The following is a 26,871-nucleotide window of genomic DNA, read 5'->3' as shown; positions in this document are numbered from 1 at the left end:
GGCGTTGGAAAACATCTAGCTTATGCAACAGCAGACGTGAAACAATGGATAAACAATGGATGAAAAGAAAAACATAAGTCATGATGAACTTCTCGCTCAGGCCTTCCGTGGTCATAAAAACACCACGCCTGAAAGCCTTGGGGAGACTTCAGGTTTTGATCTCAGTGGTTTTATCCGATCGGAAGAACCATCGACTGGTGATTTAGACCTTGAAGCTCGTGATGCGCAGCGTCGTAAACAAACTGAAATCCATGCTGAAGAAGTAGCAGATGGATTTGAGGTTGAGTACCGAAAGCTGCGTCTCGAGCGCGTTATTTTGGTCGGTGTCTGGACCGAAGGTACTACTGCGGAAATCGATGCAAACATGGCAGAGCTTTCTGCCTTGGCTGATACTGCCGGTGCTGAGGTTATTGATGCGCTGTACCAAAAACGCGATAAGCCAGATCCCGGCACCTATATTGGTTCCGGCAAAGTCCAAGAATTAAAAGAAGTTATTGAAGCAACTGGCGCAGACACCGTTGTCTGCGACGGTGAACTTAGCCCTTCCCAGCTTGTGGCCTTGGAACGCGAACTCAACATCAAGGTTATTGACCGCACCATGTTGATTCTGGATATCTTTGCCCAACACGCAAAATCCCGAGAAGGTAAAGCTCAGGTTGCGTTAGCTCAAATGGAATACCTGATCTCTAGGGTGCGTGGTTGGGGTGGCAACCTCTCCCGTCAGGCTGGTGGTCGTGCGGGGTCCAACGGTGGCGTGGGTCTGCGTGGTCCAGGTGAAACCAAAATTGAGGCAGACCGCCGTCGCCTTCGTGCCGATATGGCCCGCCTGCGCAGAGAACTATCGGGGCTGGATACGTCGAGAAGCATTAAAAGAGCGCAACGCGCTGGCTCGATGGTGCCGCAGATCGCGATCGCCGGTTATACAAACGCCGGCAAGTCCTCCTTGATTAATGCGATGACCGGCGCTGGCGTGCTGGTGGAAAACGCACTGTTTGCCACCCTTGATCCAACGACGAGAAAAGCAGAGCTTGCTGATGGCCGCCACGTTGTCTTCACCGACACCGTTGGATTCGTGCGTCACCTACCGACCTCATTGGTTGAGGCGTTCAAATCTACGCTGGAAGAAGTAGTTGAAGCTGATCTGATGCTGCACGTGGTGGATGGCTCTGATCCATTTCCACTGAAGCAAATCGAAGCAGTCAACACCGTGATTAGTGATATTGTACGCTCCACTGGTGCGGTACCTCCACCGGAGATCATTGTGGTCAATAAAATTGATCAAGCTGATCCGCTCACGCTTGCAGAAATGCGACATGCTGTTGATGATGTGGTGTTTGTCTCCGCGCTGACTGGGGAAGGAATCAAAGAACTAGAGGCTCGCATTGAGCTGTTCTTGAATTCTAAAGACGCACACCTATTGCTGAAAATTCCATTTACACGTGGTGATATCGTCTCCAGGCTTCACCAATACGGCACAGTATTGAGTGAAGAATATGGGGAAGATGGAACACTCATAGATGTGCGAATTCCTCAGCAATTGGGCCAAGAGCTGCAGCAATATGCGGTAGAGCCACCTGCTGTGTAGCAGAAGATTTCCTTGTCGATTTCCCAAGAGCCCCCTTGGGAGTCGATAATTAGTGCTCGTGACTTCAACATGGGGATGGACCGTCCACGGAGACGGCAAAAAAATTGCACCCGGCGCAGTCGTCGCTCCTAAAGAGCGCCTGAGCTGGGGTCGCACAATTGGAATCGGTATGCAGCACGTGATCGCCATGTTTGGCGCCACGCTCCTGGTTCCCACGCTCACCGGATTTCCGGTCAACACCACGCTTTTGTTCTCTGGTTTAGGAACAATTCTGTTCCTATTGGTGACCAAAAACCGTCTACCTTCTTACCTCGGCAGCTCCTTTGCCTTCATTGCCCCTCTCACCGCCACCCAAGCCCAGGGCATGGGCGCACAAATTGGTGGCATCTTGGTGGCAGGCCTCGTGATGATTACCATCGGTTTCGCAGTGAAAGCAGCCGGCAAGCGAGTAATCGATGCTGTGATGCCACCTGCTGTTACCGGTGCAATTGTGGCTCTCATCGGCCTGAATTTGGCACCAACAGCAGCTGGAAACTTTTCCTCACAGCCTCTGGTTGCCTCCGTGACGCTGTTTGCCATTTTGATCGCCACCGTTGCAGGCCGCGGAATGATTGCTCGCCTGGGTATTCTCATCGGTGTTGTCATCGGTTGGGTTTTTGCAGCAGTAACCGGCAACCTCTCAGAAGGTGCTGCGGCGACAATCCAAGAAGCTGCATGGTTTGGTTTACCACAGTTCCATAAGCCTGAATTCCAGCTCTCTGCCATTTTGGTTACGCTGCCTGTGATTATCGTGCTCATCGCTGAAAACGTCGGACACGTTAAAGCGGTATCAGAGATGACAGGGGAGAATCTTGATGATCTCGCCGGTGATGCACTGATCGCTGATGGTTTTGCCACCACGTTGGCTGGCGGTTTCGGTGGCTCTGGCACCACAACCTATGCAGAAAATATTGGCGTTATGGCAGCAACACGTGTGTACTCCACAGCTGCCTACTGGGTCGCCGCATTCACTGCGATTGCTTTGGCATTTATTCCTAAGTTTGGTGCGCTAATTTTCACCATTCCAAGCGGTGTCCTCGGCGGTGCATGTTTGGTTCTTTATGGTCTCATCGGTATGCTCGGCATTCGCATCTGGCAAGACAACAAGGTCAATTTCAACAACCCAGTGAATTTGACCATGGCTGCTGTTGCTTTAGTTGCAGGAATCGGTAACCTGACCTTGACTGTCTTCGGTGTTACCCTCGAAGGCATTGCCTGGGGTTCCGTTGGCATCATTGTCTTGTACCCGATCATGAAGCGCCTGTACCTCTCCCTTGGAGAAGGCAAGGACGCAACGTTCTAGTAGACTTTGTGATCCGGTTTGGCCCGTACGTTTTCCGCGTGCGGGATGTGATTTAGTGTTTTTAGGAAATCTACATTGATTGTTGATACCCAGTTTGAGAAGATCCCAGCTCACGATATTGTGGGCATCCGGGTAATCCTTTCCTCTGAGGATCTACCTGAGCTTTTTGAGCGTGGATACGCGGAGATTAAGAAATTTCTCCGCGTAGAAGGAGTCGAGCCTAAAGGCGCGGCTCGAGCCTATTATTTCGGCGATGTTTCCGACACCGTGGATATTTTGATCGGTTTCCCCGTGACCGCCACCCAAGCAGAATCACTGCGGCGAGGTGCTTTGAGCCAATCAGGCGGAGATATTGATGATGTTGTACTCCACCACTTCCGAGACATGAAGACCATCCACAGTCGCCATTCTGGCCCTGTTGATGGTGGTGTCGAGGGAGTCTGGGATGAAATCCTCGATGAAGTAGAAGAGCTTGGATGCACCGTGCCTTCCAATAGCATTGGTTGGGAAGAATATATCGAAGGTCCTGCCACTGTTGAAGTGTGCGATCAACTAGCCACTGAGGTGTATATCCAAGTGTGCCAAGCTCCGGTGGCACCTGCTGTGTAGCTTTTGTCAGAAAACCTGGAAACCTCTTGTTCATTGCCTCATGAGAGGGAATGGAATGAGGGGTTTTCTGCGTTCCAGTGGCAGTGGCGGATTCCTTAAGTTGGAGAGCACAGTTTCAATTTCTTACTTTCGAGAGGAGTCGGAAAATCGGGGTTTGGTACCGATCTCGAAAGTAAGAAATTGAGCTCAAGGTATTGAACACAAGATATCGCTAACGTGATCTCGAACTTAATGAACAAACAGTGGCTGTAGTGAACGAAAAGACGAACCTAAAGGCAAAAGGCGGTGTCCCCCATCCGAATCGGATGGGGGACACCGCCTTTAATAAAGCGTTAAAGCTGGTGTTTACTCAGCATCGAGGTCGCGTGCGATAAGTGCAGCGATCTTCTCAACAGCTTCAGCGTTGTCGGAGGTGACGGTAACTTCGTTGCCGTGCTCTGCGCCTAGGGCCATGATCATGAGGGAAGAAGACGCATCGGTTTCTTCGTCATCATCGGAGCCAACCAGGGTCAGCAAGATTTCATCGTCGTACTCCGCAGCTGCTTCAGCGATGATGGATGCTGGACGAGCGTGAAGACCAACGGAGGAACCGACGGTTACAGTCTTGGAAGCCATGGAAAGTGTCCTTTCGTGTTGCTGTGAATTAAAAATGCTCAACACAGCGATTTAATGTGGATCTCATTTCATTCTAATGAGATAGTGCTCTAGTTGCCACGATACCGGACGTAAAAACAATGTCCGACCAGACATCGGGTTTAGCCCAGTTTAGGTAAAGATTTAGGCGTTGAGAGCTTCTTGTTTTGCGACTTCGGCGGCAATGGCTTTGTTCGGCCAGAACTGCTTTAGCGCGATGACAACGATGGTGGATACGATGGTGCCCGCTGCCAAGGCAATGAGCCAACCCCACCAAGGTTCGATGGCCCAGACTACGAAGATTCCGCCGTGTGGGGCGCGGGATCCGACATTGAATGCCATGGAGATTGCACCTGTGGTGGCGCCGCCGGCCATCATAGCCGGGATGACGCGCAGTGGATCGGATGCTGCGAAAGGAATGGCACCTTCAGAAACGAATGCCAAGCCGAGGAGCCAGGAAGACTTGCCGTTTTCTTGTTCAGCTGGGGTGAAGAGCTTCTTGCGCAGGATAGTAGCGATAGACATGGCAATTGGTGGAACCATGCCGGCTGCCATGATGGCTGCCATAATTTCCATGGATGCCTGATCGCCGGTGGAGAGTCCTGCGGTACCAAACAAGTATGCTGCCTTGTTTACTGGTCCGCCGAGGTCGAAACACATCATGAGGCCAAGGATGATACCCAGCAGGACTGCGGAGGATCCGGACATGGAGGAGAGCCAATCTTGCAGACCAATCATGATGGAGGCAAGGGGGCGTCCCAGCAAGAGGTACATCACGAGACCAACCACGAGGGAAGTCAGCAGCGGAATGATCACCACTGGCATAAGCGATTGCACCACGCGTGGTACCTTCCACGATCCGATCCACAGTGCGATCAAGCCGGCAAGGATACCGGTGACAAGACCACCAATGAAGCCTGCGCCGATGGTGACAGAAATTGCGCCACCCACAAAGCCCGGCGCGATACCGGGGCGGCCTGCAAGTGCGTATGCGGTGTAGCCGGAGAGTGCTGCCACGATGAAGCTCATGGCGGCTTGTCCGGTGGCGAAAAGAACGGCGCCGAAGTAGAGCAGGAATCCGGAGCGCTCGAAGGTCATGGCAGCGCCATCAACATCAAGGGTGTTGCCGGGCAGGTTTGTCAGAGAGAATTGGGTGGCGATTGCTTGCCACCCGTTGGCCATGTCGTATCCGCCGAAGGCGAAACCCAATGCGAGGAGGAGACCACCGGCTGCGACGAATGGCACCATGTAGGACACGCCAGTCATGACGGCTTGTTGGATGCGCTTGCCCCAACTTAGTTTTTCACCGGTGGTTTCTGCGGATGCAGCGACACCGGAGCCAGTTACTTTGCGGGCATTGGGGTTTTTAGAAGCAGCGATGGCTTCGTCGATCATTTTGGCGGGTTCGTTGATGGCGCGTTTCACGCCGGATTCGATCACAGGCTTGCCTGCGAAACGTTCGCGATCTTTCACTCCGACATCAGTGGCAAAAATCACTGCATCGGCAGCGGCGATAATTTGCGGGTCCACTGGTGTGACGGCGGAAGAGCCTTGCGTTTCCACGACCAGTTCAACATCATCACGCCCGTCAGCGTTTTGCGTCAAAGAATCCGCAGCCATGTAGGTATGCGCGATGCCTGTCGGGCATGCGGTAATTGCCACGATACGGGTCACGCTTGTCGACGCGGCCTCACTGCGTCCAGCATCAGACACTGCAGCCGAAGCCACTGGAGTTGCCTTTGCAGGCGGATTGAGCACTGCATCAACAACGTCGACGATTTCTTGCTCTGTGGTGGCATCTTGCAGAGCCTTAATGAAGTCTTTTTTCACCAAGGATCGTGCAAGCTTAGACAAAATCTTCAGGTGCTCTTTGCCACCACCGGCAGGCGCTGCAATGAGGAAAACCAAGTTGGCATTACCGTCTGGGCCGTTGAAATCCACTGGGTTGCTCAAACGCGCAAAGCCCAAGGTGGGTTCAGATACTGCTTCGGAACGGCAATGGGGGATAGCTACCTGGCCTGGCACACCGGTACCAGCTTTTGACTCACGCTCGAGGGCGTCTTTAGCCAAAGCATCGACGGAAGTGGCGCGACCGGCGTCAAAAACAACCGTGGCAAGATTGTTGATGACATCAGTGGTTGAGTCGCCAAAATCGACATCCAACCGAACTAGCGAGGAATTAATGACTCTATTCATGCTGATCCTTTCAGACCTTTTACTTGGGTGACCTTCGCACCAGCTGAGATGAGTTGGTCAGGATGCGGAATGGTAGTGCCAGGAAGCGATGCTGCTGTGGAACCGTAGGAGACGGCATTCAGCAAACTTTCTTCCAGAGTTTTCTGCTGGGAACGAGACATAACAAAACCAGCTAGAGCGCAATCGCCAGCGCCCACAGTAGAAACAACATCAATCTTTGGGGAAGTAGCCGTCCACGCACCTTCAGCATTGACCAGGACAGCACCCGCAGCACCCAACGTGACAAGAACTTGTTCGATACCACGTGCAACGAGTACCTCTGCAGCATCAATAATTGCTGAGTAATCACCTTGGACGGCACGTGCTTCAAGCTCTTCGCCGTCAGTGCCAGCAAGCTGGCCTAATTCAAGACCATTTGGCTTGATCAGGTTCGGTGCTGCTCCCGGTTGCTCAAGATTTTTACCCAACTGCAGCAATGGCTGATCAGAGGTATCCACTGCCACGCGCACATCTGGACGAGCTTCATGAATCAACGTGGTCAGCTTCGAATACCAATCAAGTGGTGCCCCAGGCGGCAGTGATCCCGCGAGGACCACCCACGTGGTTTCGGGGAGGAGCGCGTCGATAAGCAGCTTTTCTAGGCTGCGTAACTTCGCCTCGCTCAGTGGCGCGCCGGGGCCGTTGAGCTTGGTGGTCGTGCCATCGGGTTCGGTGACTGTGGTGTTGGTGCGGACGTTGTTACTGATAACAACTGTTTCCACAGGCAGACCGATATCGCGCACCAATGGTACAAATGGATCTAGCTTGCCAGCAGGGAAAAGTGCAAGGGTGTCAAACCCTGCCAACAAGACAGCGTGCGCAACATTGATGCCTTTGCCGCCAGCAACAGCCGTGACGGAAGCCAGTCGTTGTACTGATCCACGGGCAAGCTCTTCATTGAGCGCAAGCGTGGAATCAATGCTTGGATTTGGGGTGAATGTGATGATCATATGGTTACCACCTGAAAGTTGTGGTTGGGCAAAACTGGAAAATCTAGAGAGCAATCATCGGTGACAAGTGCATCAAAATCAGCCAGCGTGGCGAAAGGACGTGGAGATTGTGCGTAATCGGGCTGCATTCTTCGGCTGAGAACCGCAACGGTAAAGCTGGCACTTTTGATCATGGCCTGTTTGACGGGAATCATTTCCGGGTGAAAAGTACATAGATCAGTGCCCACACGTAGCGCATCAACTTCGATAAAAGCGATATCAGCGCGCAATTGCGACACCATGGACACCGCCGTGGCACCGATGATGGATGAGCTTTTGGCGTGCACTGTTCCATGCAGGATGACTGCTGTGGTGCCAGTGGCTGCAGAGAGTGCAATGACAGCGCCGGGGGAGCTTGTAACTACAGTCCACCTGGCATTATCTGGTGGGTCTCCTAAAACTGTGGCAATCGCGGTGCACGCTAAACCTGAGTCCAAGAAAATGCTGCGCACCGCAGGAGTAATAAGCGACACCGCGCTGAATGCAAGTTCTAAAGCCTCAGGTTCTGGAGGTAGTCCGGTCACTGCTACTCGTGGGGGAGCACTGCTCCGGGGTTCAGGGCTGATAGCTCCGCCATGCACTCGTTGCAGTAGACCCAGCGATTCCATGATGCGCAGATCGCGTCGGATTGTTTCTGTGGTGACCTCAAAATGCTCAGCTAAATCTCCAACAGACACGGCACCAGTGGGAGCCAGCATAGACACAATTTCGTGTTGTCTATCCGTTTGGCTGATCATGTTTACCTCGCTGAGTTCAATGATGAGTTCTGACATAAGCCTGGTTTTTGACCAGTGTTGTTTTGGTTCCGGTTGTGGAAGTTGTGCATAAATTCTTAAAAGACCTGGTTAGATCATGAAAACTTGCAGAAATGCGACCGAAAAACACGTTATGTGGCCTGAATCACTATGATGGAGAAGGTGTTAAAGCTTTATCAAATCCGGCCGTGAGCTGGAGAGACTTTAACTTGTGATCATGGTCTCAACTTGTGGAATATGGCGGTCGCTTAACAACACGCTATGTTGGTATGTGTTTGTTTGTCAATAACTAAATGTTTGAATAGTTGCACAACTGTTGATTTTATGGTGATCTTGAGAAAATAAACTCAATGATTATGAGGATGGGTGGCTACTGTGGATGATGTGAATCATGACACTGTATTGAAGGGCACCGGCGTTGTCGGTGGAGTCCGTTATGCAAGCGCGGTGTGGATTACCCCACGCCCCGAACTACCCCAAGCCGGCGAAGTTATCGCCGAAGAAAATCGTGAAGCGGAACTTGCTCGCTTTGATGTAGCTGCAGGAACTGTGTCTTCGCGATTGCTAGAGCGCTCTGAAGCAGCTGAAGGCCCAGCCGCAGAGGTGCTCAAAGCTACTGCTGGCATGGTCAATGACCGTGGCTGGCGTAAAACTGTTGCGAAAGGTGTTAAAGGCGGGCACCCAGCTGAATACGCTGTCGTTGCTGCAACCACCAAGTTCATTTCCATGTTTGAAGCCGCTGGTGGCATCATCGCAGAGCGCACCACAGACCTGCGCGATATCCGTGACCGCGTCATCGCAGAAATTCGTGGAGAAGAAGAGCCAGGACTGCCAGATGTTGCAGGTCAGGTTATCCTCTTTGCGGATGATCTTTCCCCTGCAGATACCGCAGCTCTTGATACCGATCTGTTCGTTGGGCTTGTCACTGAACTTGGCGGCCCAACCAGCCACACCGCAATCATTGCGCGCCAGCTGAACGTGCCATGCATTGTCGCCACCGGCGCTAGCATCAAGGACATCAAGTCCGGCGAAAAAGTGCTTATCGACGGCAGTCTCGGCACCATTGACCGCAACGCCGACGAGGCTGAGGCTACAAAGCTGGTCGAAGATTCACTTGAGCAAGCTGCCAAGATTGCGCAGTGGAAGGGGCCAGCTCAGACAAAGGATGGACACCGAGTTCAGCTTCTTGCCAACGTGCAAGACGGAAACTCAGCGGTACAAGCTGCAAAGACAGAAGCTGAAGGCGTGGGACTCTTCCGTACAGAGCTGTGCTTCCTTTCTGCGACGCAAGAGCCAAGCGTAGAAGAACAAGCCGAGGTTTATTCCAAGGTTCTTGATGCATTCCCATCATCTAAGGTCGTTGTCCGCTCCCTAGATGCTGGTTCCGATAAGCCTGTTCCATTTGCTTCCATGGCAGATGAAATGAACCCAGCTCTTGGTGTCCGCGGTCTACGCATTGCACGTGGGCAGGTTGATTTGCTCACACGTCAGCTCGATGCAATCGCCAAGGCTAGCGAAGATCTTGGCCGTGGCGAAGAAGCTCCTACGTGGGTGATGGCTCCTATGGTGGCCACTGCCTATGAGGCCAAATGGTTCGCGGATATGTGCCGCGAGCGTGGCCTTATCGCTGGTGCCATGATTGAAGTTCCGGCCGCCTCATTAATGGCTGATAAAATCATGCCTCACCTGGACTTCGTATCCATTGGTACCAATGACCTCACCCAGTACACCATGGCTGCCGATCGTATGTCCCCAGAACTGGCATACCTGACCGACCCATGGCAGCCAGCAGTGCTGCGCCTGATCAAGCACACATGTGACGAAGGTGCACGTTTTGATACTCCGGTAGGTGTCTGTGGCGAAGCGGCAGCTGATCCTCTCCTAGCTGCGGTACTCACCGGCCTTGGAGTGAACTCCTTGTCCGCAGCATCAACTGCTCTTGCCGCAGTGGGAGCTCAATTGGCAGAGGTAACTCTAGAGACCTGCAAGAAGGCTGCAGAAGCAGCTTTGGATGCTGAAGGTGCCACTGAAGCTCGAACAGCGGTACGCGAAGTAATCGAAGCCGCAGGCTAAATCTGAACATTAAAATGCCTCACCCTGATTTTTCTTAAGGGCGAGGCATTTTAATTTTTATAGAGGAAATTAGTTAGGCAAGCGGTGTGATCACAACATGCTGTGCCTGCAAACGATCCGGAGTAGGGATGTAGTTATCCCATTCACTTCCTTCTGCATTGGCATAGGCAACACCATTGATCAGGCATTCCGTTGCGGTTTTGCCATCGTTAGATGCTGCGAGGAAACCAGCGGAAAATGATTCCCGCCAATTAACCCCTTGCTTGCCAGGGGCGCTGGCATAGCTAGCTAATAAAGCATCAGATGCAGACACATACAATGATTCGGTGCGTTTATTGGTCACGACGACTTCTGTCACACCGCTATTAATAAGTGCTCTAGCTGCAGCAACTGTGGGGGAGAGATCTCCATCAGCCCACGGATTTCTAAGCGTTTTAGGCTCTAATTCCGTGGCTTTTTCGATCTCCTCTGCAGCAACAATAAGCAGATCAGGGGATGTCGCGGCAAGCTGGCGAATAACTGCGCGTAACGCTGCTCCTGTAGCAGCAATCGCGACTTTCACATCGGGGTGATATAACCGAAGTGATCTCACCACATCGACAAACCATGCAGCTGGTGCAACAGAGGGTAGGTTTCCACCGAGTAAGACCCACGATGCTTCCTCTGCTCTACGCACCACCAGATCACGAAGGATCGCTAACTGGGAGACGTCCAAAGGCATGGGGGAGTCTTTGAACTTTGTTTCATTGCCTTCCACGTCCCGCATTGTCAGATGCATAGGAATTGGACCTGCCACAGGAATGATTTCATGTGGCAACCCGGCAAGAGTGACTAGACGCAGATAATGGGAAATCTCTGGGGCAGGGAACACCGCAAATGTTTCATTTCCACCATAAAACAACGTGGCAGCAACACCTGTGCCAAATCCTCCTGCGACAGTAGAAACCTGCCTAATTTTATTTGCTTCACCGATTTCGATATGCCCATCCAGCTCATTGGTGCTCAATAAGTATGGGCTTGCCGTAACTGTGAGAATCATTCTGCAATCACAACTTCTACATCGCGATCACGCAACTGCTCAATGAAACTTGCAGGCGCTCCGGAATCAGTCACCACTACATCGATATCTTCTATGGCACCAAAACTCACAAGGTAATCAGTGCCCATCTTGGTAGAGTCACACAAGACCACCACCTTGTGCGCATTGGTGATCATGGCAGACTTCATGGCTGCTTCTTGAGAATCTGCTGTAGACAAACCATGATCTAGAGTCAGAGCATTAGTACCAATGAACACGACATCTGCTCGCATAAGTGCCAGTGTGCGCAAAGCGGTATCGCCGACTACTGCCTGAGTAATGGCTCGAACGCTGCCACCGAGCAGCTGCACATCATCGAGTCCTGCGTTAGCCAAGTTCAATGCAATAGGAAGACAGTTGGTCACGATGGACCACTGCTTAGCATTAACGTGTTCTGAGATGAGATCAGCCAACGCAGTAACAGTGGTGCCTGCATCGAGGAAAAGTCCGCCATGCTCAGATGGAAGAAATTTCATAGCAGCCTTGGCGATCGAATACTTAGCTGAAGATGCAGATCGGAATCGAGTATCCAAGCTCAATTCAGTGGTTTGGAAGGATTGTGTGGCTACAGCGCCACCATGGACGCGATGGACAATGCCTTCGCGATCCAAAACTGCGAGATCTCTTCGGATGGTCTCTGCGGTGACATCAAATCGGCCAGCTAATTCGGTGACATTTACACGTCCCTCTACTGCCGTTAATGAGGCAATCTGACGACGGCGCTCCTCTGCGTACATGTCACTCCTTAAAGCAAAAAGCCTATTTACTAAATATGTCCGAATTTCAAACCTATTGTCTCACTGTGTAACGACTAAAAGCGCTATTTAGTTGCAGTGAAGGTCTGAAACGCTGAAAAAATCAAAAAATCGGGCAGCGATTATCTAATAATTGAGCATAAAATATGGAAAACCCACAGGTAAACTCACTTTTATTATCAATAAAAACTTATTTGCCCGATCACCCCCGAATGTGGTTACCAAAAAGAAATCCCGCCACAGCATGTGAGAACACATGCTGGCGGGATATATGGAATCTGTGTTTAAAGCTTACGCATCACAGACACGACTTTGCCCATGATCTCAGCATTTTCGGCTGGAATTGGAGCGAATGTGTCGTTGTGTGGCAGTAGCCAAATTCCGGAAGAATCTTTATGAAATTCCTTGACGGTTGCTTCGCCGTCAATCATGGCAGCGACGAATTCACCTTGTTCTGCGACTGGCTGGGAACGAACCACCACCCAGTCACCGTTAAGAATTCCGGCATCTCGCATGGATTCCCCAACTACCTGGAGCATGAAGAGTTCGCCATCACCAACAATTTCTGCCGGTAGTGGGTAGTATTCTTCAATATTTTGCTCTGCCAGAATAGGGCTTCCTGCAGCAATTTTACCTACGACAGGAATGAAGGAAGTCGGGCCGGTAAGTTCTGGCACAGGGGAGCCACTTTGAGCAGACTTATTCTTATTAGCAGCTGTTTTAGTGGAACGGGACTCAGTTTCAGGCAAGTGGCGAACATCAACAGCGCGAGGCTTGTTGGGGTCCCTGCGGAGAAAGCCCTTTTTCTCCAGCTCTTTAAGTTGGTAAGCAACCGACGAGGTGGACTGAAGTCCAGCTGCGTCACCGATTTCCCTGATGCTTGGTGGATAACCGCGAAGCACTACGGCATCTCGGATAACCTCCAAGATCCTGCGTTGTCGATCTGACAAACTGGCTGGATCTGGCTTCCCGTTGGGCAGTGTTTTAACTACGCGGCTACCGCGGCTGCCTCGTGTGCCTGCTGGCTTCTTTTCGATTGCCATTTCCCGTTCCCTTCTTTCCTTGTGCGCCAGGGTGGCGCTAAAAAACAATGTCTCTTCCGGCAAGATTGCGCCGAATGTAAAATCTCAGGGCCAAAAGTTGAGCTATTCGAACTTCTGTCAGTATTTCTAGTTCCTAACCATACAGGTTTTCCTGCGGAAATGGTACGAGTGTTCGAGTTTTTCCACGACTCTCTAGACAGCGTTCGAGTGAAGTGCTATAAATCAAATGTAGAAACTTACTCGAACATGTGAACGGTAATGGTGTTCGAATGTGTCATAGGTAAAAGTTAAGATGTGGGCAAACATCTAAGGTGGGAGAATTGAAATGACTATCTATGCAGGTAAAGGTATTGAAGAGCATATAGTTCACCAGGGTAATATCGTGCCCTCTGCGGCTGTATGGATGCAGGATATCCCCAGTGGAAAAGTTGTAAATAAGAGACATGTTCGAACGATTGATTGTTCGAATTTAGATCGTTTTCAACAGCCTAAGAGTCTCCGAATTAAACTGCACGATGTTCGTGATTATCCAGTATCACAGCCCCCTTCTTTGCTGCTGCCTTTGGAAACTCAGATGAGTAGTAATGCTCACGCGCGTTCGATTAAAGATCTATTCAAACAATGGGCTGGCGGCGCTCTGTTTGGCCTCGTTATTTTTGCCGGCATTCTTTTATCCCAATCAGAGGAAGAAGAAGCCCCGCAGAATTTCTATGACACCCACGTTGTTGGGCTCAGCCTCGGGCGCTAAACATCAGCAAGATGAAGCTGGCATAAACTAAAGGCGATACCACTCATTCACAGATATCAGGCTAAGGCCTAATGTTGATGTAAATGATGAGGGAAAGGAGCCGCTAATGTACTGCCCATTTTGCCAACATGATCATTCGAAAGTCATTGATTCTCGTGTCATTGACTCTGGAAGCGCGATTCGAAGGCGCCGTGAATGCAGCGAATGCGATGGACGTTTCACCACCATCGAAAAAGCTGTGTTACTCGTGCTCAAAAGAAACGGTGTCACCGAACCATTCAGTAGGGAAAAGGTGGTTACCGGTGTCCGTCGAGCATGCCAGGGGCGCGATGTATCTGATGATGCACTCAAACGCCTTGCCCAACAAGTGGAAGAAACTGTGCGAAGCAGTGGAAGTTCTCAAATCCGCGCCAATGAGATCGGCCTGGCTATCCTCGATCCACTGAGGGAATTGGATGAAGTGGCATATTTACGCTTTGCATCTGTGTATAAATCTTTTGAAAGTGCAGATGACTTTGAAAAAGAAATCCGTCTAATGCGACGAAGGGGAAGGGACTAACTCAATGATCTGAGCTAGTCCCTGGGCCTCTATTGGTTAACGCAACTTAGCGATAGCCTTCTGGATCCTTTGCGGCGAAACCGGCCGTGGCGTACCTAGCCGTTGTGCGAAAAGACTCACGCGCAGTTCCTGAATTTGCCAGGCGATATCTTTTGCTTCTTTTGTATTAGCCCTTTGCGCAGGCAACTTTTTCAGTTGCTTTGCAAACTGCTCTTCAATCAGATTGATCTCATCTTGGCGATCAGCATCGCGATCAGGATTCTGGTTCATTTCTTCCAGACGAATCATCAATGCTTGAAGATACCGAGGCAGGTGCCGTAAACGGCTAATACCGTGAATACTGACTGCATTTTTAGGCAGCAGGAAATCTAACTGAGCAGACATATCCTCAATTGCAGGACCTGACCACGTAGCTAGCTCGGACAGCACCGAAGCATACTGGACTAAAGCAGGGGCAAGATCAACAACAGTGCGTCGAACAACTCCAGAAGTTTCTGGTTTTACCTTCTCGAGGAGTACCTGGAACTCTTCTGGGGAACGGACAGCACCACCATGCTCCAGCATGAGATCTCGGATTGCGGCAATGCGTGCATCAGCAACTAATCCTTCAGCACCGCCATGTGGGTAGTTGTCTACAGCTACGCGCTGTTGCAACGGCAAGCCCTTGACCATTTGCTTTGTAGACACTTCAATCTCACGCATCAACAAAGTCAGGGTGGCTGTGATCATGGAAGCATCAGCAGAAGCCTTAGTGGGCATGACCTTTACAGAGACGCCCGTGGGCGTAACCACCAATGCTGGGAATGCGGTGACTGATTGGCCATCAACAGTGGTTTCGATTTCCTCTTGGACTGTGCCCAATGTTTCGGTTGTCCACTGAGCTGCTTCATCTTGCTCAGAAGATTTAGCCACACTAGAAACAGAGGCTCTAATCTGGTTTGCGCGACGTTTCTTCAATGCCTCAAGATCACGGTCACGATCAATGATTTTTCCGTGTCGATCTACTGCAGCATAAGAAATGCGGAGATGATCTGGAAGTTTGGCAGGATCGAAATCAGAAGAGTTGATTCCTTGGCCACCCAAAGAATGCAACGCATCGGCTAATTGGGTGGTCAAAGGCGTCATATAAGGGCGTAGAAGGGGAAGTGCACGTTCTGCGAAATCTGGAGCAGGAACGACAGTACGCCTTAATGCCTTTGGCATGGTGCGAATTAATTCTGTCACCAAATCAAGCCTTAAACCTGGAACAAGCCAATCAAAGCCTTCTGTATCCAAACCACCAAGTACCGGAATAGGAATGAGAACGGTCACGCCGTCTTCGCGATGTCCAGGTTCGAAATGGTACGTGAGATCAAAAACTAAACTGCCCTTGAGCCACTTATCTGGGAAGGCTTCTTCGTTGACTGCATCAGCATCTGCATTGATCAGGCTCTCGGGGTCAAAATCGAGAAGTTCAGGAGAGTTCCTGGACGTCTTTTTCCACCATGCATCAAAATTTCTAGTGGTGGTGGCATTATCCGGAAGCTTTGCATCGTAGAAATCAAACAGGGTTTCTTCATCAACGATGATATCGCGACGACGAGCCTTCGCCTCTAGCTCACCAATTGCTTCCAATTTGGACACATTGTCATGGAAGAAGCGGTGATGAGTAGACCAATCACCCTCAATGAGCGCATGGCGGATGAACATATCGCGGGCCGCAACAGGATCAACAGTATGAAAGGGAACAACTTTATCGGCAATAATTGTGACACCGTAAAGAGTTGATTTTTGGTGCACCATGCCAGCACCACGTTTGGAAGACCAATAAGGCTCCGAGTACTGATGCTTGAGCAACGGCCCTGCAGCTTTTTCTACCCATTCAGGCTCAATTTTTGCCACATCGCGAGCCCAGAGACGTGATGTTTCTACCAATTGGCCAGCCATGACAAATTGAGGTGGCTTCTTAGACAACGCAGAACCAGGGAAGACGAGGAATTTTGTTCCCCTGGCACCAGAAAACTCTCGGCTTTCCCCATCGCGGGAGCCAATTTGAGAAAGTAATCCTGTCAGCAAAGACTGGTGAATCATATCTGGGCTTGCCGTCCCAGCTACTTGTTCTTTTTTAGCCCAGCCAAGTTGCTGTCCGATTTGCTCCAACTGACGAACCAAATCCCACCATTCACGAATGCGCATGTAATGGAGGAACTCTTTTTTCATCTGTTTACGGAATGAGTTACCGCTGCTTTGCTCACGCTGATCAGCGATGTATTCCCACAGCTTCAAAAAGCCTAAGAAATCAGAGGTCGTGTCCTTGAAGCGCGCATGGGCTTGATCTGCCTGTGCTTGAAATTCCAAAGGGCGTTCACGAACGTCCTGGACAGTTAATGCAGAGACAATAACCATCACTGAATGCAAACAACCAATGGTGTTGGCTTCAACAAGCATGCGTGCCAAACGTGGATCAACGGGGATATTTGCCAGATCTTTACCGATTTGGGTGAGCTGTGGGGAACCATCAGCCTGAGCATTATCGGTGAGTGCACCCAGTTCATGGAGCAATAAGATGCCATCTCTAATGGAACGCTGTTCTGGTGCTTGGACGAAGGGGAAATCATTAATATCGCCCAGGCGCAGCGAGGCCATCCGCAAAATAACGCTGGCTAAGTTAGTACGCAAGATTTCTGGATCAGTGAATTCAGGACGAGAATTGAAATCATCTTCTGAGTACAGACGAATAGCGATACCATCTGCAACACGACCACATCGACCAGAGCGCTGATTAGCGCTGGCCTGAGAGATATCCTCGATGGGAAGACGCTGCACCTTAGTGCGAACGGAATAACGCGAAATACGTGCAGTGCCAGTATCAACCACATAGTGAATACCTGGAACTGTGAGTGAAGTTTCAGCGATATTGGTGGAGAGCACGATGCGCCGACCTGAATGCGGGCTAAAGACCCGGTGCTGCTCTTGGTTAGAAAGTCGTCCGTACAAAGGTGTGACTTCGACGCCTTTCCAGCGGCGGGCTTCAATCGCTTCCATAGCATCGCGAATATCACGCTCACCAGCAAAGAAGCACAAGATATCGCCCTTGCCCTCAGCCATGAGCTCTTCCAACGCAGAGCACAGACCATCAAGGGGATCGGTGTCGATAATTTTATCGCCATCCAAAATTTCTAATGGGCGATACCTAATTTCTACAGGGAAGGTACGTCCAGAAACTTCAATGATGGGCGCTGGTTTACCAGCCGCATCAGCAAAGTGTTCAGCAAAACGCTCCGGATCAATCGTTGCAGAAGTGATGATCACCTTCAGATCCGGACGCTTAGGCAACAATTGGCGTAGATAGCCCAAAATGAAGTCAATATTTAATGAGCGTTCATGCGCCTCATCAATAATGATGGTGTCATAGGCATTAAGGAAACGATCACGCTGCATTTCCGCCAACAAAATACCGTCTGTCATCAGCTTCACAGACGTGCGGGAAGATACTCGATCATCAAAACGAATGGCATAGCCCACCGATTCACCGATGTCTTGCCCCAGCTCATCGGCGATGCGCTCCGCCACGGTACGGGCTGCTAATCGACGCGGCTGAGTGTGACCAATAAGGCCACGTCGGCCACGGCCAAGTTCCAAACAAATCTTAGGAATTTGAGTGGTTTTACCTGAGCCAGTTTCACCCGCGATAATAACCACCTGATTATCCCGAATTGCCTCAGCAATATCATCACGGCGTGCGCTAACCGGAAGATTTTCAGGATAGGTGATAGTCGGAATTAACTGGCTCTTTGCGTCGATAAGCAGGCAAGCTTTATCGATGTCTGCTGCAATAGCACTGAGTGCTTGCGGAGCACGAGCCTTGGACAGGCGTCGCCTAAAGGCGCGCTCATCGGAGAGGGAAACACCTTTTAAGAGTTCATACAGGGATGCCTTTGAGGGGGCAGTTTCAAAAGTAGTCATGACTAGACGCTAATTCTACTTGTCTTTGCAAAAAGTCCAAGTGGATAGGGGAATCTGCGTACAGGTACTCTGTATAGAGAACTAAACACTTATAGGGAGGGCGACGAAACAACAATGAGCCGCGACGACCACACCAACGCCAATGGCGATGGCGAAGATAACTCACGCGAACAATCCTGGGACAAATCCTGGGAAAACTTTAACGCTAACCCTCAAGAGGGAACCGGCGATGCACATCCTTCACCATACGGACCGACCTCACATCCTGAGGACGCGCCGGGAGGTTTCCAAGGATATAACCAGGGGATGGTGGGCGAACCATATCCACAGACCCCATACCCAAACCAAAATTCCTACCAAGGCTACAACGCTGCACCAATAAACAACGGTGTGCAACTTGAACCAGGTAGTGGCACTGTCGATATTATGAGAGCGGTTCGCTTCGGATTCCGAACCACCTTCAGCAATCCAGTTGTCTGGATTCTTGGCACAGTCCTTCTTGGTCTCGGCTTCATGATCTTGAGTGGACTCGCAGGCTATCTAGCTTTTGTCCTGGATCCGGAAGCTGTAACGGATGGCTCGAATACCTCGCCGACAATGATTGTTTTTAATGTTCTTATTGTGATTGTTGCGTGCGTCATGAGCATCTGTGTCATGCGTGGAGCACTCCTTGCCGTCGATGGACACAAAACACGCTACGCAGATTTCTTCCGACCTATCAATGTTGGGCAAACTGCACTATTGATGATCGTCCTTGGCATTATTAGCGCGATTGTTTCCACTCTTCCGTCAATGCTGAGCGGAGAGCTAGCAATGGTTGATGAAGCAACCGGTATGGTTGAGGTAAATAACTCCGCACTCGGCATGTTCTTCATCTATCTCTTCGCACTAGCCCTCATTGGCCCGCTATATTCATTCTGGGTGTACTACACCGCAGACGGGCAACATACCGCAATGAGTGCTGCGCGAACCGGATTCAAAGATGCATTGCGCAACTATCCACGTTTGCTGCTATTTACTGTTGTTGGCGGCTTGGCCATCAGCATTATTGGTTTTGTCACGCTCTTATTTGGATTCGTGATTCTGCTTCCTGCGTACACGCTTGCAGTAGTTCATATTTACCGTCAGATGAGCGGTGGAAATATTCCAGTTGAGCAGCAGTAGAACTATGCTGCTAAGTATCTGGTTCTAGCTTTGTTTAGCGTGATTTAGCTAAAAATAAACAGCCCTTGCCATTATCCTTTCGTGTTCTAGCGAACATATAAGGATGATGGCAAGGGCTGTTTTGATGTCTCTGAAAGGCTTTAAACTTCAGAAGTATTGTGCTTCAAGACAATGCCTGTGGAAGCAGCAAGGGCAAGGGAATCCTGGAAAGCACGCTGCAAAACCACTGCGAATTGCGCAAACTCTTCAGCACGTGAAGAAGAGGTGCGGTAGACCAAGCCCATGCGGCGGTTGGCGGTAACCTCAGGCTTGAAATTAGCAGTGGCTAGACCTGGGCGGGTGCATTCCCATGGGATTGCACTTACTGGCACGAGTGTAGATCCGAGGCCTGCGACAACTAACTGCATGACAGTTGTGAGGCTAGATGCTCGAGTGACAGCGGTGGTAGAGCTTATTGGGCTGATATCTGCGCGTCGGCACAAATCTACAATCTGATCGTGCAGGCAGTGTCCATCATCAAGGAGCAGTAGATCTAGTTCTTCTAAAGCGGAGAGTTCTAGATCTTGACGGCTAGCAAAAGGATGATCGCTGGCGGTCACCACGATGAAATCTTCATCGTAGAGTGGAATTTCTTTCATTCCTGGAGCTTCCGATGGTAGTGCCATCATGGCCACATCGATGGCACCATCACGAAGCAAGCCCAAGAGGTGCTTTGTCTGATCTTCTACAATTTGTGGCTCTAAGTCTGGGTATTCTGCATCCACGATGGATAGCATGGCAGGCAAAATATAAGGAGCAGCAGTAGGAATAATGCCTACAGTCAGTGGCCCGGTCAGTGAACCATTAGCGCCTCTGGCGTGGGAAAGGAAAGATTCCGCAGCATCTAGAGTTGCTTTGGCGAAGGGGAGGAGTTTTTCACCTGCTGGAGTAACGATAACTTTGCGGGTGGAGCGTTCAATAAGCTGAACTCCCAGACCTGTTTCTAAAGCTACAAGAGCCTGGGAGAGGGAAGGCTGCGAAATGGACAGCTTGGTGGCAGCAGTACCAAAATGCTTGCATTCTGCGATGGTGACAAAGGTGCGAAGCTGGGCAAGTGTGGGCCGGTACTCTTTATTGCTCATGCCTATAACTATAACGGTGTATTGAAGAAAATGACAATGAAAATGCAGGGATAGATAGCCAGTGTTTAAGCGCTATAGGTAAAACCGCTCAAATACGTGACTACAATATCCCTGCTTATCGGTGTCTTTTCCTAGTTGTGGTCAATCGATAATGCTGCAAAACGCACTTCACCTGCGTCATCGGAAGCATCGAGATCAATGGTGGCGACAAAGGCAAAAGAATTATCGCCTTCTGGATCCTTGACCACTTGACGGACTTCCCATAGACGTCCTGTTTGCTCGACCTTAAAGAATTCAGGACCACGTGCTGCAGGGCCTGTATCGAGATCGGCATATTCCTCAAAGTAGGCGTCCATCGCGGCACCAAAATCTGGGACATCGTCTAGATATTCCGTCATCTGAGAAAGTTGGTCTTCCTTCTCATAAGCAAAGAGCTCTACTAATCTGAACATCGCATTGCGCACCATGATGGTAAAGGCCCTGCGGTTAGCGGTAAGTGCGGTGGGATCCTCCACGCCGAAAGCGAGCTCACGCTCAAGATCTTCCTTACTGATTGGTGCATCTGGATCAGCCATTTGAGCCCACTCATCAACCAAGGAGGAGTCTACCTGCTTGATCAGTTCGCCCAGCCACACCACGACATCGTCTAATTCTTCGGTGCGGGCATCAGTGGGCAGCGAATGCTGCAGCGTGCGCCAGGCATCGGTGAGATAGCGCAAAGCAACACCTTCGGAGCGGGCAACTCCATAGGTAGCCACCAAATCCGAAAATGTCATGCCGTGTTCAATCATGTCGCGGACAACTGATTTAGGCTTAATTTCAAACTCTTTTGCCCAAGGATGGCCTTCTCGGAAAGTTTCAAAAGCATTTTCCAGCTCATCTTCCAAAGGTTTTGGCCAAGTGACATCTTCAATAATGGCCATGCGTTCGGTGTAGTCCACGCCCTCTGATTTCAGAGCTGCGATTTCTTCACCACGCTGTGCCTTTTGTTGTGCCAAGAGGATTTGTCGAGGATCTTCCAGGATCGCCTCAAAAGTACTGATGGCATCGAGGGTATAAGAATCAGACTCTTTATCTAGCAGCGTGAGGGCTGCAAGCGCGAAAGGCGCAAGAGGTTGGTTAAGCGCAAAGTCTCGTTGCAATTCCTGAGTCAATGCATAGACCCTGCCTGACTCATCGGGGAGACCATCAGCAGTGCGTTCTACGATGCCCGCATTAACTAAACCCTTGAGCAGTTCCACCGCGGTGAGAATATCCTTGTTTTGCTTCGTGCGGGTGTCATGGTTGGTACGCAACAGGTGTTTCATGTGCGCGTAGCCATCGCCAGGTCGTGCAATCACATTGAGCAACATGGAGTTACTGACCTTGAAATAGCTGCTCAACTGTTCTGGCTCTGCAGTGGTGAGTCGCTCGTAGGTCTTTTTAGTCCAGGTGACTTCACCAGGTCGGGTAGCTTTCAGACGGAGTTTCTTCAGCTTTTTAGGATCCTGGCCAGCTTTTTCCCGCAGGCGGTGGTTTTCAATCTCATGCTCTGGGGCCTGAATAACGACAGTTCCCATGGTGTCGTATCCGGCACGACCGGCGCGACCGGCAATCTGGTGGAATTCACGAGACTTCAAAACGCGCTCTCTGGTGCCATCAAATTTCACAAGACCAGTCATGAGCACCGTACGGATGGGAACATTGATACCCACGCCAAGAGTGTCTGTTCCGCAAATAACCTTGAGCAGACCTGTTTGGGAAAGCTTTTCCACCAAACGACGATACTTGGGAAGCATGCCGGCATGGTGGACACCAATGCCACGGCGCAATAATTTAGACAGTGTTTTTCCGAAGGTGGTGCTGAATCGGAAATCACCAATCTCTGCAGCAATGAGTTCTTTTTCTTCTTTGTTGACCACGGTTAAAGAGGTCAGCGCCTGCGCACGCTCGATGGCATCACGTTGGGTGAAATGAACGACATAGATGGGAGCTTTGGTATCTTTCAGTAGCTCTTCAATGGTTTCGTGGACTGGAGTATAGACATAGGAGAACTCCAATGGCACGGGACGCTCGGTGCCTCCCACAAAGTTTGCGGTGCGGCCAGTGCGCTGCTGCAGGTCTTTTTCCAACCATTCGGTATCGCCCAAAGTCGCAGACATGAGGAGGAACTGTGCCCTGGAGAGTTCCAACAAAGGAACCTGCCATGCCCAACCACGGTCTGGTTCAGAGTAGTAGTGGAACTCATCCATCACTACCTGATCAATGGCTGCACCTGAGCCATCGCGCAAAGCAATATTGGCAACGATTTCCGCAGTGGCACAAATAATTGGGGCTTTGCCATTGACTGTTGCATCGCCAGTCATCATGCCCACGTTTTCCGCACCGAAGATTTCACACAGGGCGAAAAACTTCTCACTCACCAGTGCTTTAATCGGGGCGGTGTAGAAACTGCGTTGGCCTCTAGCCATGGCAATGAAGTGCGCGGCAATGGCCACCATGGATTTTCCTGAGCCGGTTGGTGTTGCCAGGATGACATTGTCACCGGCAAGGATTCCTAGGGCCGCTTCTTCCTGAGCAGGGTATAGGGAAATCCCACGCTCACGGGTCCAACTCAAAAAGCTGTCAAAAATGGACTCATCCATCAAGCTTTCGGGGACATCGGAAAGATCAGGAAGCATCTCAGAAAGGTTCACAATGAACCAGCGTAGCTAACGCCTATGACACTGGGGGCAGCTAGCCTAAGAAATAGCACAAACCTCAGGCACTATATGGTTGTTATCCACATAGTGCCTGAGGTTTATCACTCAACACTTTTAGTCTTCAGGGGAGTCCTGAGGCTCTGATGCATCTGATTCGCTTGATGGCGAGTCTGGATTGTCAGCGCCGGTATCAAGCTCTGCGAGGAATTTTTCAAATTCCGCACCGATCTCATCACCGCTGGGGATATCAGATTCACCGGGCATGACTGCCTGAGGATGCTTATTCCAGTAACGCTCTAGCTCGGCATCGTATTGCTGTTCTAGCGCGCCAACAACGCGTTGAATCTCTGCAGAATCTTCTGTTTGCTCTACGAGCTGACGGTGTACCTTTTCTGCGTCACGCTCCAGTGCCAAAAGCGGAAGGTTGAGATCTGCGGAATCCGCAATGGACTGCAGCAGCTTTAAGGTAGCTGCAGGATATGGGGAAGCAGAGACATAGTGGGGAACATGCACGGTATACCCGGAGACATTCTTGCCCTTATCCTTCAGCATCATTTCTAGTTTTAAGGATGCAGAACCAGGCACATTTAATCGCGTATTCAAGGAGATCTGGTCCTTCAAGCGATCTGCAGAATTTCCATGTGCGGTGACAACTGTAGGGCGGGTATGCGGAACAGTCATGGGAGCAGCATAGAGACAGATTGTGTTTTCTACGCCGAATTTCTCCACCAGATCTACCACAGCATTACTGAAATCGCCCCATCTCAAATCAGGTTCTGGGCCAGCAAGAACTAAAAATGGTTTATTGTCGTTGTCGCGGACAACATGAAGCCCTAAGTTCAGTTCATCCATGCTGCTGACTTCATTGTGTTCGATGACAACAAGCGGACGACGCGAGCGGTAATCAATGAGCTCATCATTGTTAAAGGAAGCAATCAAACGGTGATCAAGAGCCTCCATCAGGTGCGAGGAGCTGGCTTCCACGGCATGTCCGGCATCGGCATATCCCTGGAGGGCAATGATGAGCGTTGGGCCACCGGCGGTTTGTCCACTCACCTCCGGTGACGGGTACTCAAGTTCGTACATACGATCATTGTTATCCGACATTTTTCCTCCTTTTAACGCTTTGTACTGCCACCTTAAGCTTTTGACAAGGCTTCTCGAACTGGCAACTGTTCAGTACAACAGGGATAGTAGGGGAAATAATCCCTAAAATTACATCATTGTTAATACAGGTAGCGCGCAGCTTAAGGATTTTGCCAAGTCTAACTGATTTTCTTCTATTATTTTCCCAAGTTGGGAACCTCTTCTACGTGCAGGTTTAAGAAGTTTTGTGGCACGGCCTGTGGATGAAAAAAGTTATCCACAGTTTTGGCGCGGTTTTGATGAATCAGGGGAGACAAGAGTTTAAATTCCTTACATACTGATCGGCATGTCAGCCAAAGCAGACCGAAACGAACCAACGACCATCCTTCAAACCCCAGGCGAATTACTCGCTAATATCCCAGGAATTCTGGGTTTTTACCCCTCTGAATCAATTGTTCTTGCATGTATGTTGTTCGAAGATGACACGACAACGCTCACGCTCGGCCCAGTTATCCGACTTGATGTAGATGACTTACGTCTACTACCAGATGTTGCTCAAGCAGTGGAATCTTTTGATCCCTCTCGAATCTTTGCTTTTGTTATCTCTCAAAAGCTCCGCCCCGAGGTACTTGATGACACTATTGATCAGCTCTTAGAAGCCGCAGAACAAGGGATCATCAACCTCACCGGGTGCTGGTTTACTCGAGAGATCATTAGCGGCGAGCCATATATGTTGTGCTTTGGTCCCGAACCGCATGCATTAGAACACGATGATCACGGTATCTCCGAGTGGGAATTCGGCCGGATTTCTCCGATTATTGCTGCAGTTGCAACGCAGAAGATGCTGGAGGAAGGACACCTGCCAGAACTTAATCGGGATGAAGCTTTCGCCATGTTCAACCGCAATAATTCATATGTGCCAGTTACAAAGCTGAAGAAATTAGAAAAAGAAGCGCAACGGCTCGCCGAAGACATTGAGCACAAAATTAACACTGATGATTCCGGACATTATTTTTTAACCGTGCTTGAAGTATTTACTCATGCATTAGAAAAAACTAAGAAGCTTTGTGGCGGTGTACATTCTAGTGCAGAGAATATCGAGGTATTGCTGAAAGAACCTGACCTGCTACAAACCGTGGCTACATATCTATCTGGAAGCTTTTTACGTGATGCCATCTTGCATTTATGCGTGGATTTTCCTCGGGAAGCAGCACTGCTCTTACGCGCTGCCGCCTGCACCTTCAACGGAGAAATCCGCTCCAACGCCTTGAGCTTGTATGCGCTATCAGCAATTTCCATGGGACTCAGCATGAAAGCTATGCCGGCCCTAGAGGCCTCCATCGCTACCACCCCGCGCCATAACCTCAGCCATCTGCTGAGGGAAGGCCTCTTTAACGGGCAAACAACCAGGCTTATCGACGCCTGCCTTCGGGGAAACCAGCAACTGCGGGACTATCACGTTCCAGTTCCAGAAGCAGATTAAGCCTTTTTGGCTGCGTGCGAGCGATCACCAAGTTGGGATGTAAAAGCCCATGCATCCTCGACTATGGTGCGCAGATCGGTGTGCTGGGGAGACCAACCTAGCTTTTGTTGCGCCTTTGTAGAAGATGCAATAAGAGTTGCTGGGTCTCCGGCGCGCCGGGGCGCGATCTCTGCAGGAATCGGATGTCCGGTGACAGCGCGGCACATATCTACAACTTGTTTCACGCTGTAGCCATCACCGGATCCCAGGTTGAAAATGCGGTGCTTGCCGGCTTCATTGGATTCCAACGCCAAGACATGTGCTTTTGCGAGGTCAAGAATGTGGATGTAATCGCGGACAGCGGTGCCATCTGGGGTTGGCCAGTCATCGCCGAACATGAAAATTTTCTCGCGATCTCCGGTTGCTACCTGGAGTACGAGTGGGATCAGGTGGGTTTCTACTTCGCGGTTTTCACCAATTGATCCATATGCGCCGGCAACATTGAAATAGCGCAAGCTGGTTGCAGCAAGGCCAAATGCGGTGGCATAGGACGTGATGGCATGATCGATGGCTAATTTAGTGGCACCGTATGCGTTGGTGGGCTGAGTTGGCATGTCCTCGGTGATGGGGACTACCTCTGGCTCACCGTAGGTGGCAGCAGTGGAGGAAAAGACGAGGTTTTTTACATCATGTGCGCGCATGGAATCAAGCAGAGTGAGTGCGGTTCCAACATTGTCATGCCAGTACTCGTGTGGCTTTTCTACGGATTCGCCGACCAAAGAGCGGGCTGCGAAGTGGACAACTCCATCAAATCCGCCTTCAGATAGGACGTTGTCGACAACCTCGCTGACATCGCCTTCAACAAGGCGAGCAGCTGCGGGCACTGCTTCACGGTTGCCGGTGCTGAAATTGTCAATGATTGTGACATCGTGCCCATGTTCAATAAGAACAGTGGCAGCAACACTGCCCACATAGCCAGCGCCACCGGTAACCAGAAGCTTCATCGTG

General features: G+C 50.5%; 20 protein-coding genes. 8 read left to right on the top strand and 12 right to left on the bottom strand.

Going from position 1 to position 26,871, the window contains the following annotated elements:
- The first annotated feature begins 55 nt into the window (after positions 1-55).
- The 3 genes from hflX to ccrud_RS08370 all read left to right on the top strand — a co-directional run bounded on the left by hflX (position 56) and on the right by ccrud_RS08370 (position 3,536).
- On the top strand, positions 56-1,585 hold the full coding sequence (gene hflX, locus ccrud_RS08380; protein ID WP_066566098.1) for a GTPase HflX: 1,530 nt from the start codon (positions 56-58) through the stop codon (positions 1,583-1,585).
- A 52-nt stretch (positions 1,586-1,637) separates the two neighbouring features.
- Positions 1,638-2,927 carry a uracil-xanthine permease family protein gene (locus ccrud_RS08375; protein ID WP_066566094.1) on the top strand — a complete coding sequence of 430 codons (1,290 nt, stop codon included), beginning with the start codon at positions 1,638-1,640 and terminating at the stop codon, positions 2,925-2,927.
- A 75-nt stretch (positions 2,928-3,002) separates the two neighbouring features.
- On the top strand, positions 3,003-3,536 hold the full coding sequence (locus ccrud_RS08370; protein WP_066566091.1) for a GyrI-like domain-containing protein: 534 nt from the start codon (positions 3,003-3,005) through the stop codon (positions 3,534-3,536).
- Between the two features lie 345 nt (positions 3,537-3,881).
- Here the strand turns inward: ccrud_RS08370 and ccrud_RS08365 are convergent, their stop codons facing one another.
- The 4 genes from ccrud_RS08365 to ccrud_RS08350 all read right to left on the bottom strand — a co-directional run bounded on the left by ccrud_RS08365 (position 3,882) and on the right by ccrud_RS08350 (position 8,166).
- Positions 3,882-4,151 carry an HPr family phosphocarrier protein gene (locus ccrud_RS08365; RefSeq protein WP_066566088.1) on the bottom strand — a complete coding sequence of 90 codons (270 nt, stop codon included), beginning with the start codon at positions 4,149-4,151 and terminating at the stop codon, positions 3,882-3,884.
- A 162-nt stretch (positions 4,152-4,313) separates the two neighbouring features.
- Positions 4,314-6,365 (bottom strand): fructose-specific PTS transporter subunit EIIC, encoded by a 2,052-nt coding sequence (locus tag ccrud_RS08360; protein WP_066566085.1) that lies wholly within the window; start codon positions 6,363-6,365, stop codon positions 4,314-4,316.
- Positions 6,362-7,354 carry a 1-phosphofructokinase gene (locus tag ccrud_RS08355; protein WP_066566081.1) on the bottom strand — a complete coding sequence of 331 codons (993 nt, stop codon included), beginning with the start codon at positions 7,352-7,354 and terminating at the stop codon, positions 6,362-6,364. Before ccrud_RS08355 ends, ccrud_RS08360 begins: the two co-directional genes overlap by 4 nt.
- Positions 7,351-8,166: a DeoR/GlpR family DNA-binding transcription regulator gene (locus ccrud_RS08350; RefSeq protein WP_245670211.1), complete on the bottom strand. Its 816-nt coding sequence runs from the start codon at positions 8,164-8,166 to the stop codon at positions 7,351-7,353. Before ccrud_RS08350 ends, ccrud_RS08355 begins: the two co-directional genes overlap by 4 nt.
- A 348-nt stretch (positions 8,167-8,514) precedes the next feature.
- Here ccrud_RS08350 and ptsP point away from each other — a divergent pair, with 348 nt between their 5' ends.
- Positions 8,515-10,221: a phosphoenolpyruvate--protein phosphotransferase gene (gene ptsP / locus ccrud_RS08345; RefSeq protein ID WP_066566079.1), complete on the top strand. Its 1,707-nt coding sequence runs from the start codon at positions 8,515-8,517 to the stop codon at positions 10,219-10,221.
- Between the two features lie 73 nt (positions 10,222-10,294).
- Here the strand turns inward: ptsP and ccrud_RS08340 are convergent, their stop codons facing one another.
- The 3 genes from ccrud_RS08340 to lexA form a co-directional block, all read right to left on the bottom strand.
- On the bottom strand, positions 10,295-11,260 hold the full coding sequence (locus ccrud_RS08340; RefSeq protein ID WP_066566078.1) for a carbohydrate kinase family protein: 966 nt from the start codon (positions 11,258-11,260) through the stop codon (positions 10,295-10,297).
- A complete protein-coding gene (locus ccrud_RS08335) occupies positions 11,257-12,036 on the bottom strand; it encodes a DeoR/GlpR family DNA-binding transcription regulator (RefSeq protein WP_066566077.1) in 780 nt (259 codons plus the stop codon). Before ccrud_RS08335 ends, ccrud_RS08340 begins: the two co-directional genes overlap by 4 nt.
- Positions 12,037-12,338: 302 nt before the next feature.
- Positions 12,339-13,097 (bottom strand): transcriptional repressor LexA, encoded by a 759-nt coding sequence (gene lexA, locus ccrud_RS08330; protein ID WP_066566071.1) that lies wholly within the window; start codon positions 13,095-13,097, stop codon positions 12,339-12,341.
- A gap of 325 nt (positions 13,098-13,422) precedes the next feature.
- Between lexA and ccrud_RS15225 the strand changes: the two genes are divergently transcribed.
- Together ccrud_RS15225 and nrdR are read left to right on the top strand one after the other, a co-directional pair.
- On the top strand, positions 13,423-13,845 hold the full coding sequence (locus ccrud_RS15225) for a hypothetical protein (protein WP_066566069.1): 423 nt from the start codon (positions 13,423-13,425) through the stop codon (positions 13,843-13,845).
- A gap of 106 nt (positions 13,846-13,951) precedes the next feature.
- Positions 13,952-14,404 carry a transcriptional regulator NrdR gene (gene nrdR / locus ccrud_RS08320; protein ID WP_066566067.1) on the top strand — a complete coding sequence of 151 codons (453 nt, stop codon included), beginning with the start codon at positions 13,952-13,954 and terminating at the stop codon, positions 14,402-14,404.
- Between the two features lie 36 nt (positions 14,405-14,440).
- On the opposite strand, the gene hrpA is transcribed toward nrdR, so the two are convergent.
- The gene (gene hrpA / locus ccrud_RS08315; RefSeq protein ID WP_066566065.1) at positions 14,441-18,349 is read right to left on the bottom strand and encodes an ATP-dependent RNA helicase HrpA; all 3,909 of its coding nucleotides are present in this window, start codon (positions 18,347-18,349) and stop codon (positions 14,441-14,443) included.
- Between the two features lie 114 nt (positions 18,350-18,463).
- On the opposite strand from hrpA, the gene ccrud_RS08310 reads away from it, so the two are divergent.
- On the top strand, positions 18,464-19,513 hold the full coding sequence (locus ccrud_RS08310) for a hypothetical protein (protein WP_066566063.1): 1,050 nt from the start codon (positions 18,464-18,466) through the stop codon (positions 19,511-19,513).
- Positions 19,514-19,653: 140 nt separating this feature from the next.
- Here ccrud_RS08310 and ccrud_RS08305 read toward each other — a convergent pair whose 3' ends face one another.
- From ccrud_RS08305 to ccrud_RS08295, 3 genes are all read right to left on the bottom strand, one after another.
- On the bottom strand, positions 19,654-20,634 hold the full coding sequence (locus tag ccrud_RS08305; RefSeq protein ID WP_066566061.1) for a hydrogen peroxide-inducible genes activator: 981 nt from the start codon (positions 20,632-20,634) through the stop codon (positions 19,654-19,656).
- A 131-nt stretch (positions 20,635-20,765) separates the two neighbouring features.
- A complete protein-coding gene (locus ccrud_RS08300) occupies positions 20,766-23,309 on the bottom strand; it encodes a DEAD/DEAH box helicase (RefSeq protein ID WP_066566059.1) in 2,544 nt (847 codons plus the stop codon).
- Between the two features lie 120 nt (positions 23,310-23,429).
- Positions 23,430-24,422: a proteasome assembly chaperone family protein gene (locus ccrud_RS08295; RefSeq protein WP_066566057.1), complete on the bottom strand. Its 993-nt coding sequence runs from the start codon at positions 24,420-24,422 to the stop codon at positions 23,430-23,432.
- 325 nt (positions 24,423-24,747) lie between these two features.
- On the opposite strand from ccrud_RS08295, the gene ccrud_RS08290 reads away from it, so the two are divergent.
- Complete coding sequence (locus ccrud_RS08290; protein WP_066566054.1) at positions 24,748-25,884, top strand: DUF4192 domain-containing protein; 1,137 nt, start codon at positions 24,748-24,750, stop codon at positions 25,882-25,884.
- On the opposite strand, the gene galE is transcribed toward ccrud_RS08290, so the two are convergent.
- On the bottom strand, positions 25,881-26,867 hold the full coding sequence (galE, locus tag ccrud_RS08285; protein WP_066566052.1) for a UDP-glucose 4-epimerase GalE: 987 nt from the start codon (positions 26,865-26,867) through the stop codon (positions 25,881-25,883). The two genes, ccrud_RS08290 and galE, sit on opposite strands and share 4 nt — an antisense overlap.
- Positions 26,868-26,871: the final 4 nt, after the last annotated feature.

It is taken from the genome of Corynebacterium crudilactis (assembly GCF_001643015.1).
GTDB classification, from domain to species: Bacteria; Actinomycetota; Actinomycetes; order Mycobacteriales; family Mycobacteriaceae; genus Corynebacterium; species Corynebacterium crudilactis.
This window is presented reverse-complemented; position numbering and strand designations above follow the sequence as displayed.

What these genes read in the sequence shown, in the direction of transcription:
- hflX (WP_066566098.1), top strand. Translation starts at nt 56, where the DNA reads ATGGATGAAAAGAAAAACATAAGTCATGATGAACTTCTCGCTCAGGCC.
- ccrud_RS08365 (WP_066566088.1), bottom strand. Translation starts at nt 4,151, where the DNA reads ATGGCTTCCAAGACTGTAACCGTCGGTTCCTCCGTTGGTCTTCACGCT.
- ccrud_RS08360 (WP_066566085.1), bottom strand. Translation starts at nt 6,365, where the DNA reads ATGAATAGAGTCATTAATTCCTCGCTAGTTCGGTTGGATGTCGATTTT.
- ccrud_RS08355 (WP_066566081.1), bottom strand. Translation starts at nt 7,354, where the DNA reads ATGATCATCACATTCACCCCAAATCCAAGCATTGATTCCACGCTTGCG.
- ccrud_RS08350 (WP_245670211.1), bottom strand. Translation starts at nt 8,166, where the DNA reads ATGTCAGAACTCATCATTGAACTCAGCGAGGTAAACATGATCAGCCAA.
- ccrud_RS08340 (WP_066566078.1), bottom strand. Translation starts at nt 11,260, where the DNA reads ATGATTCTCACAGTTACGGCAAGCCCATACTTATTGAGCACCAATGAG.
- ccrud_RS08335 (WP_066566077.1), bottom strand. Translation starts at nt 12,036, where the DNA reads ATGTACGCAGAGGAGCGCCGTCGTCAGATTGCCTCATTAACGGCAGTA.
- lexA (WP_066566071.1), bottom strand. Translation starts at nt 13,097, where the DNA reads ATGGCAATCGAAAAGAAGCCAGCAGGCACACGAGGCAGCCGCGGTAGC.
- ccrud_RS15225 (WP_066566069.1), top strand. Translation starts at nt 13,423, where the DNA reads ATGACTATCTATGCAGGTAAAGGTATTGAAGAGCATATAGTTCACCAG.
- nrdR (WP_066566067.1), top strand. Translation starts at nt 13,952, where the DNA reads ATGTACTGCCCATTTTGCCAACATGATCATTCGAAAGTCATTGATTCT.
- hrpA (WP_066566065.1), bottom strand. Translation starts at nt 18,349, where the DNA reads ATGACTACTTTTGAAACTGCCCCCTCAAAGGCATCCCTGTATGAACTC.
- ccrud_RS08310 (WP_066566063.1), top strand. Translation starts at nt 18,464, where the DNA reads ATGAGCCGCGACGACCACACCAACGCCAATGGCGATGGCGAAGATAAC.
- ccrud_RS08305 (WP_066566061.1), bottom strand. Translation starts at nt 20,634, where the DNA reads ATGAGCAATAAAGAGTACCGGCCCACACTTGCCCAGCTTCGCACCTTT.
- ccrud_RS08295 (WP_066566057.1), bottom strand. Translation starts at nt 24,422, where the DNA reads ATGTCGGATAACAATGATCGTATGTACGAACTTGAGTACCCGTCACCG.
- ccrud_RS08290 (WP_066566054.1), top strand. Translation starts at nt 24,748, where the DNA reads ATGTCAGCCAAAGCAGACCGAAACGAACCAACGACCATCCTTCAAACC.
- galE (WP_066566052.1), bottom strand. Translation starts at nt 26,867, where the DNA reads ATGAAGCTTCTGGTTACCGGTGGCGCTGGCTATGTGGGCAGTGTTGCT.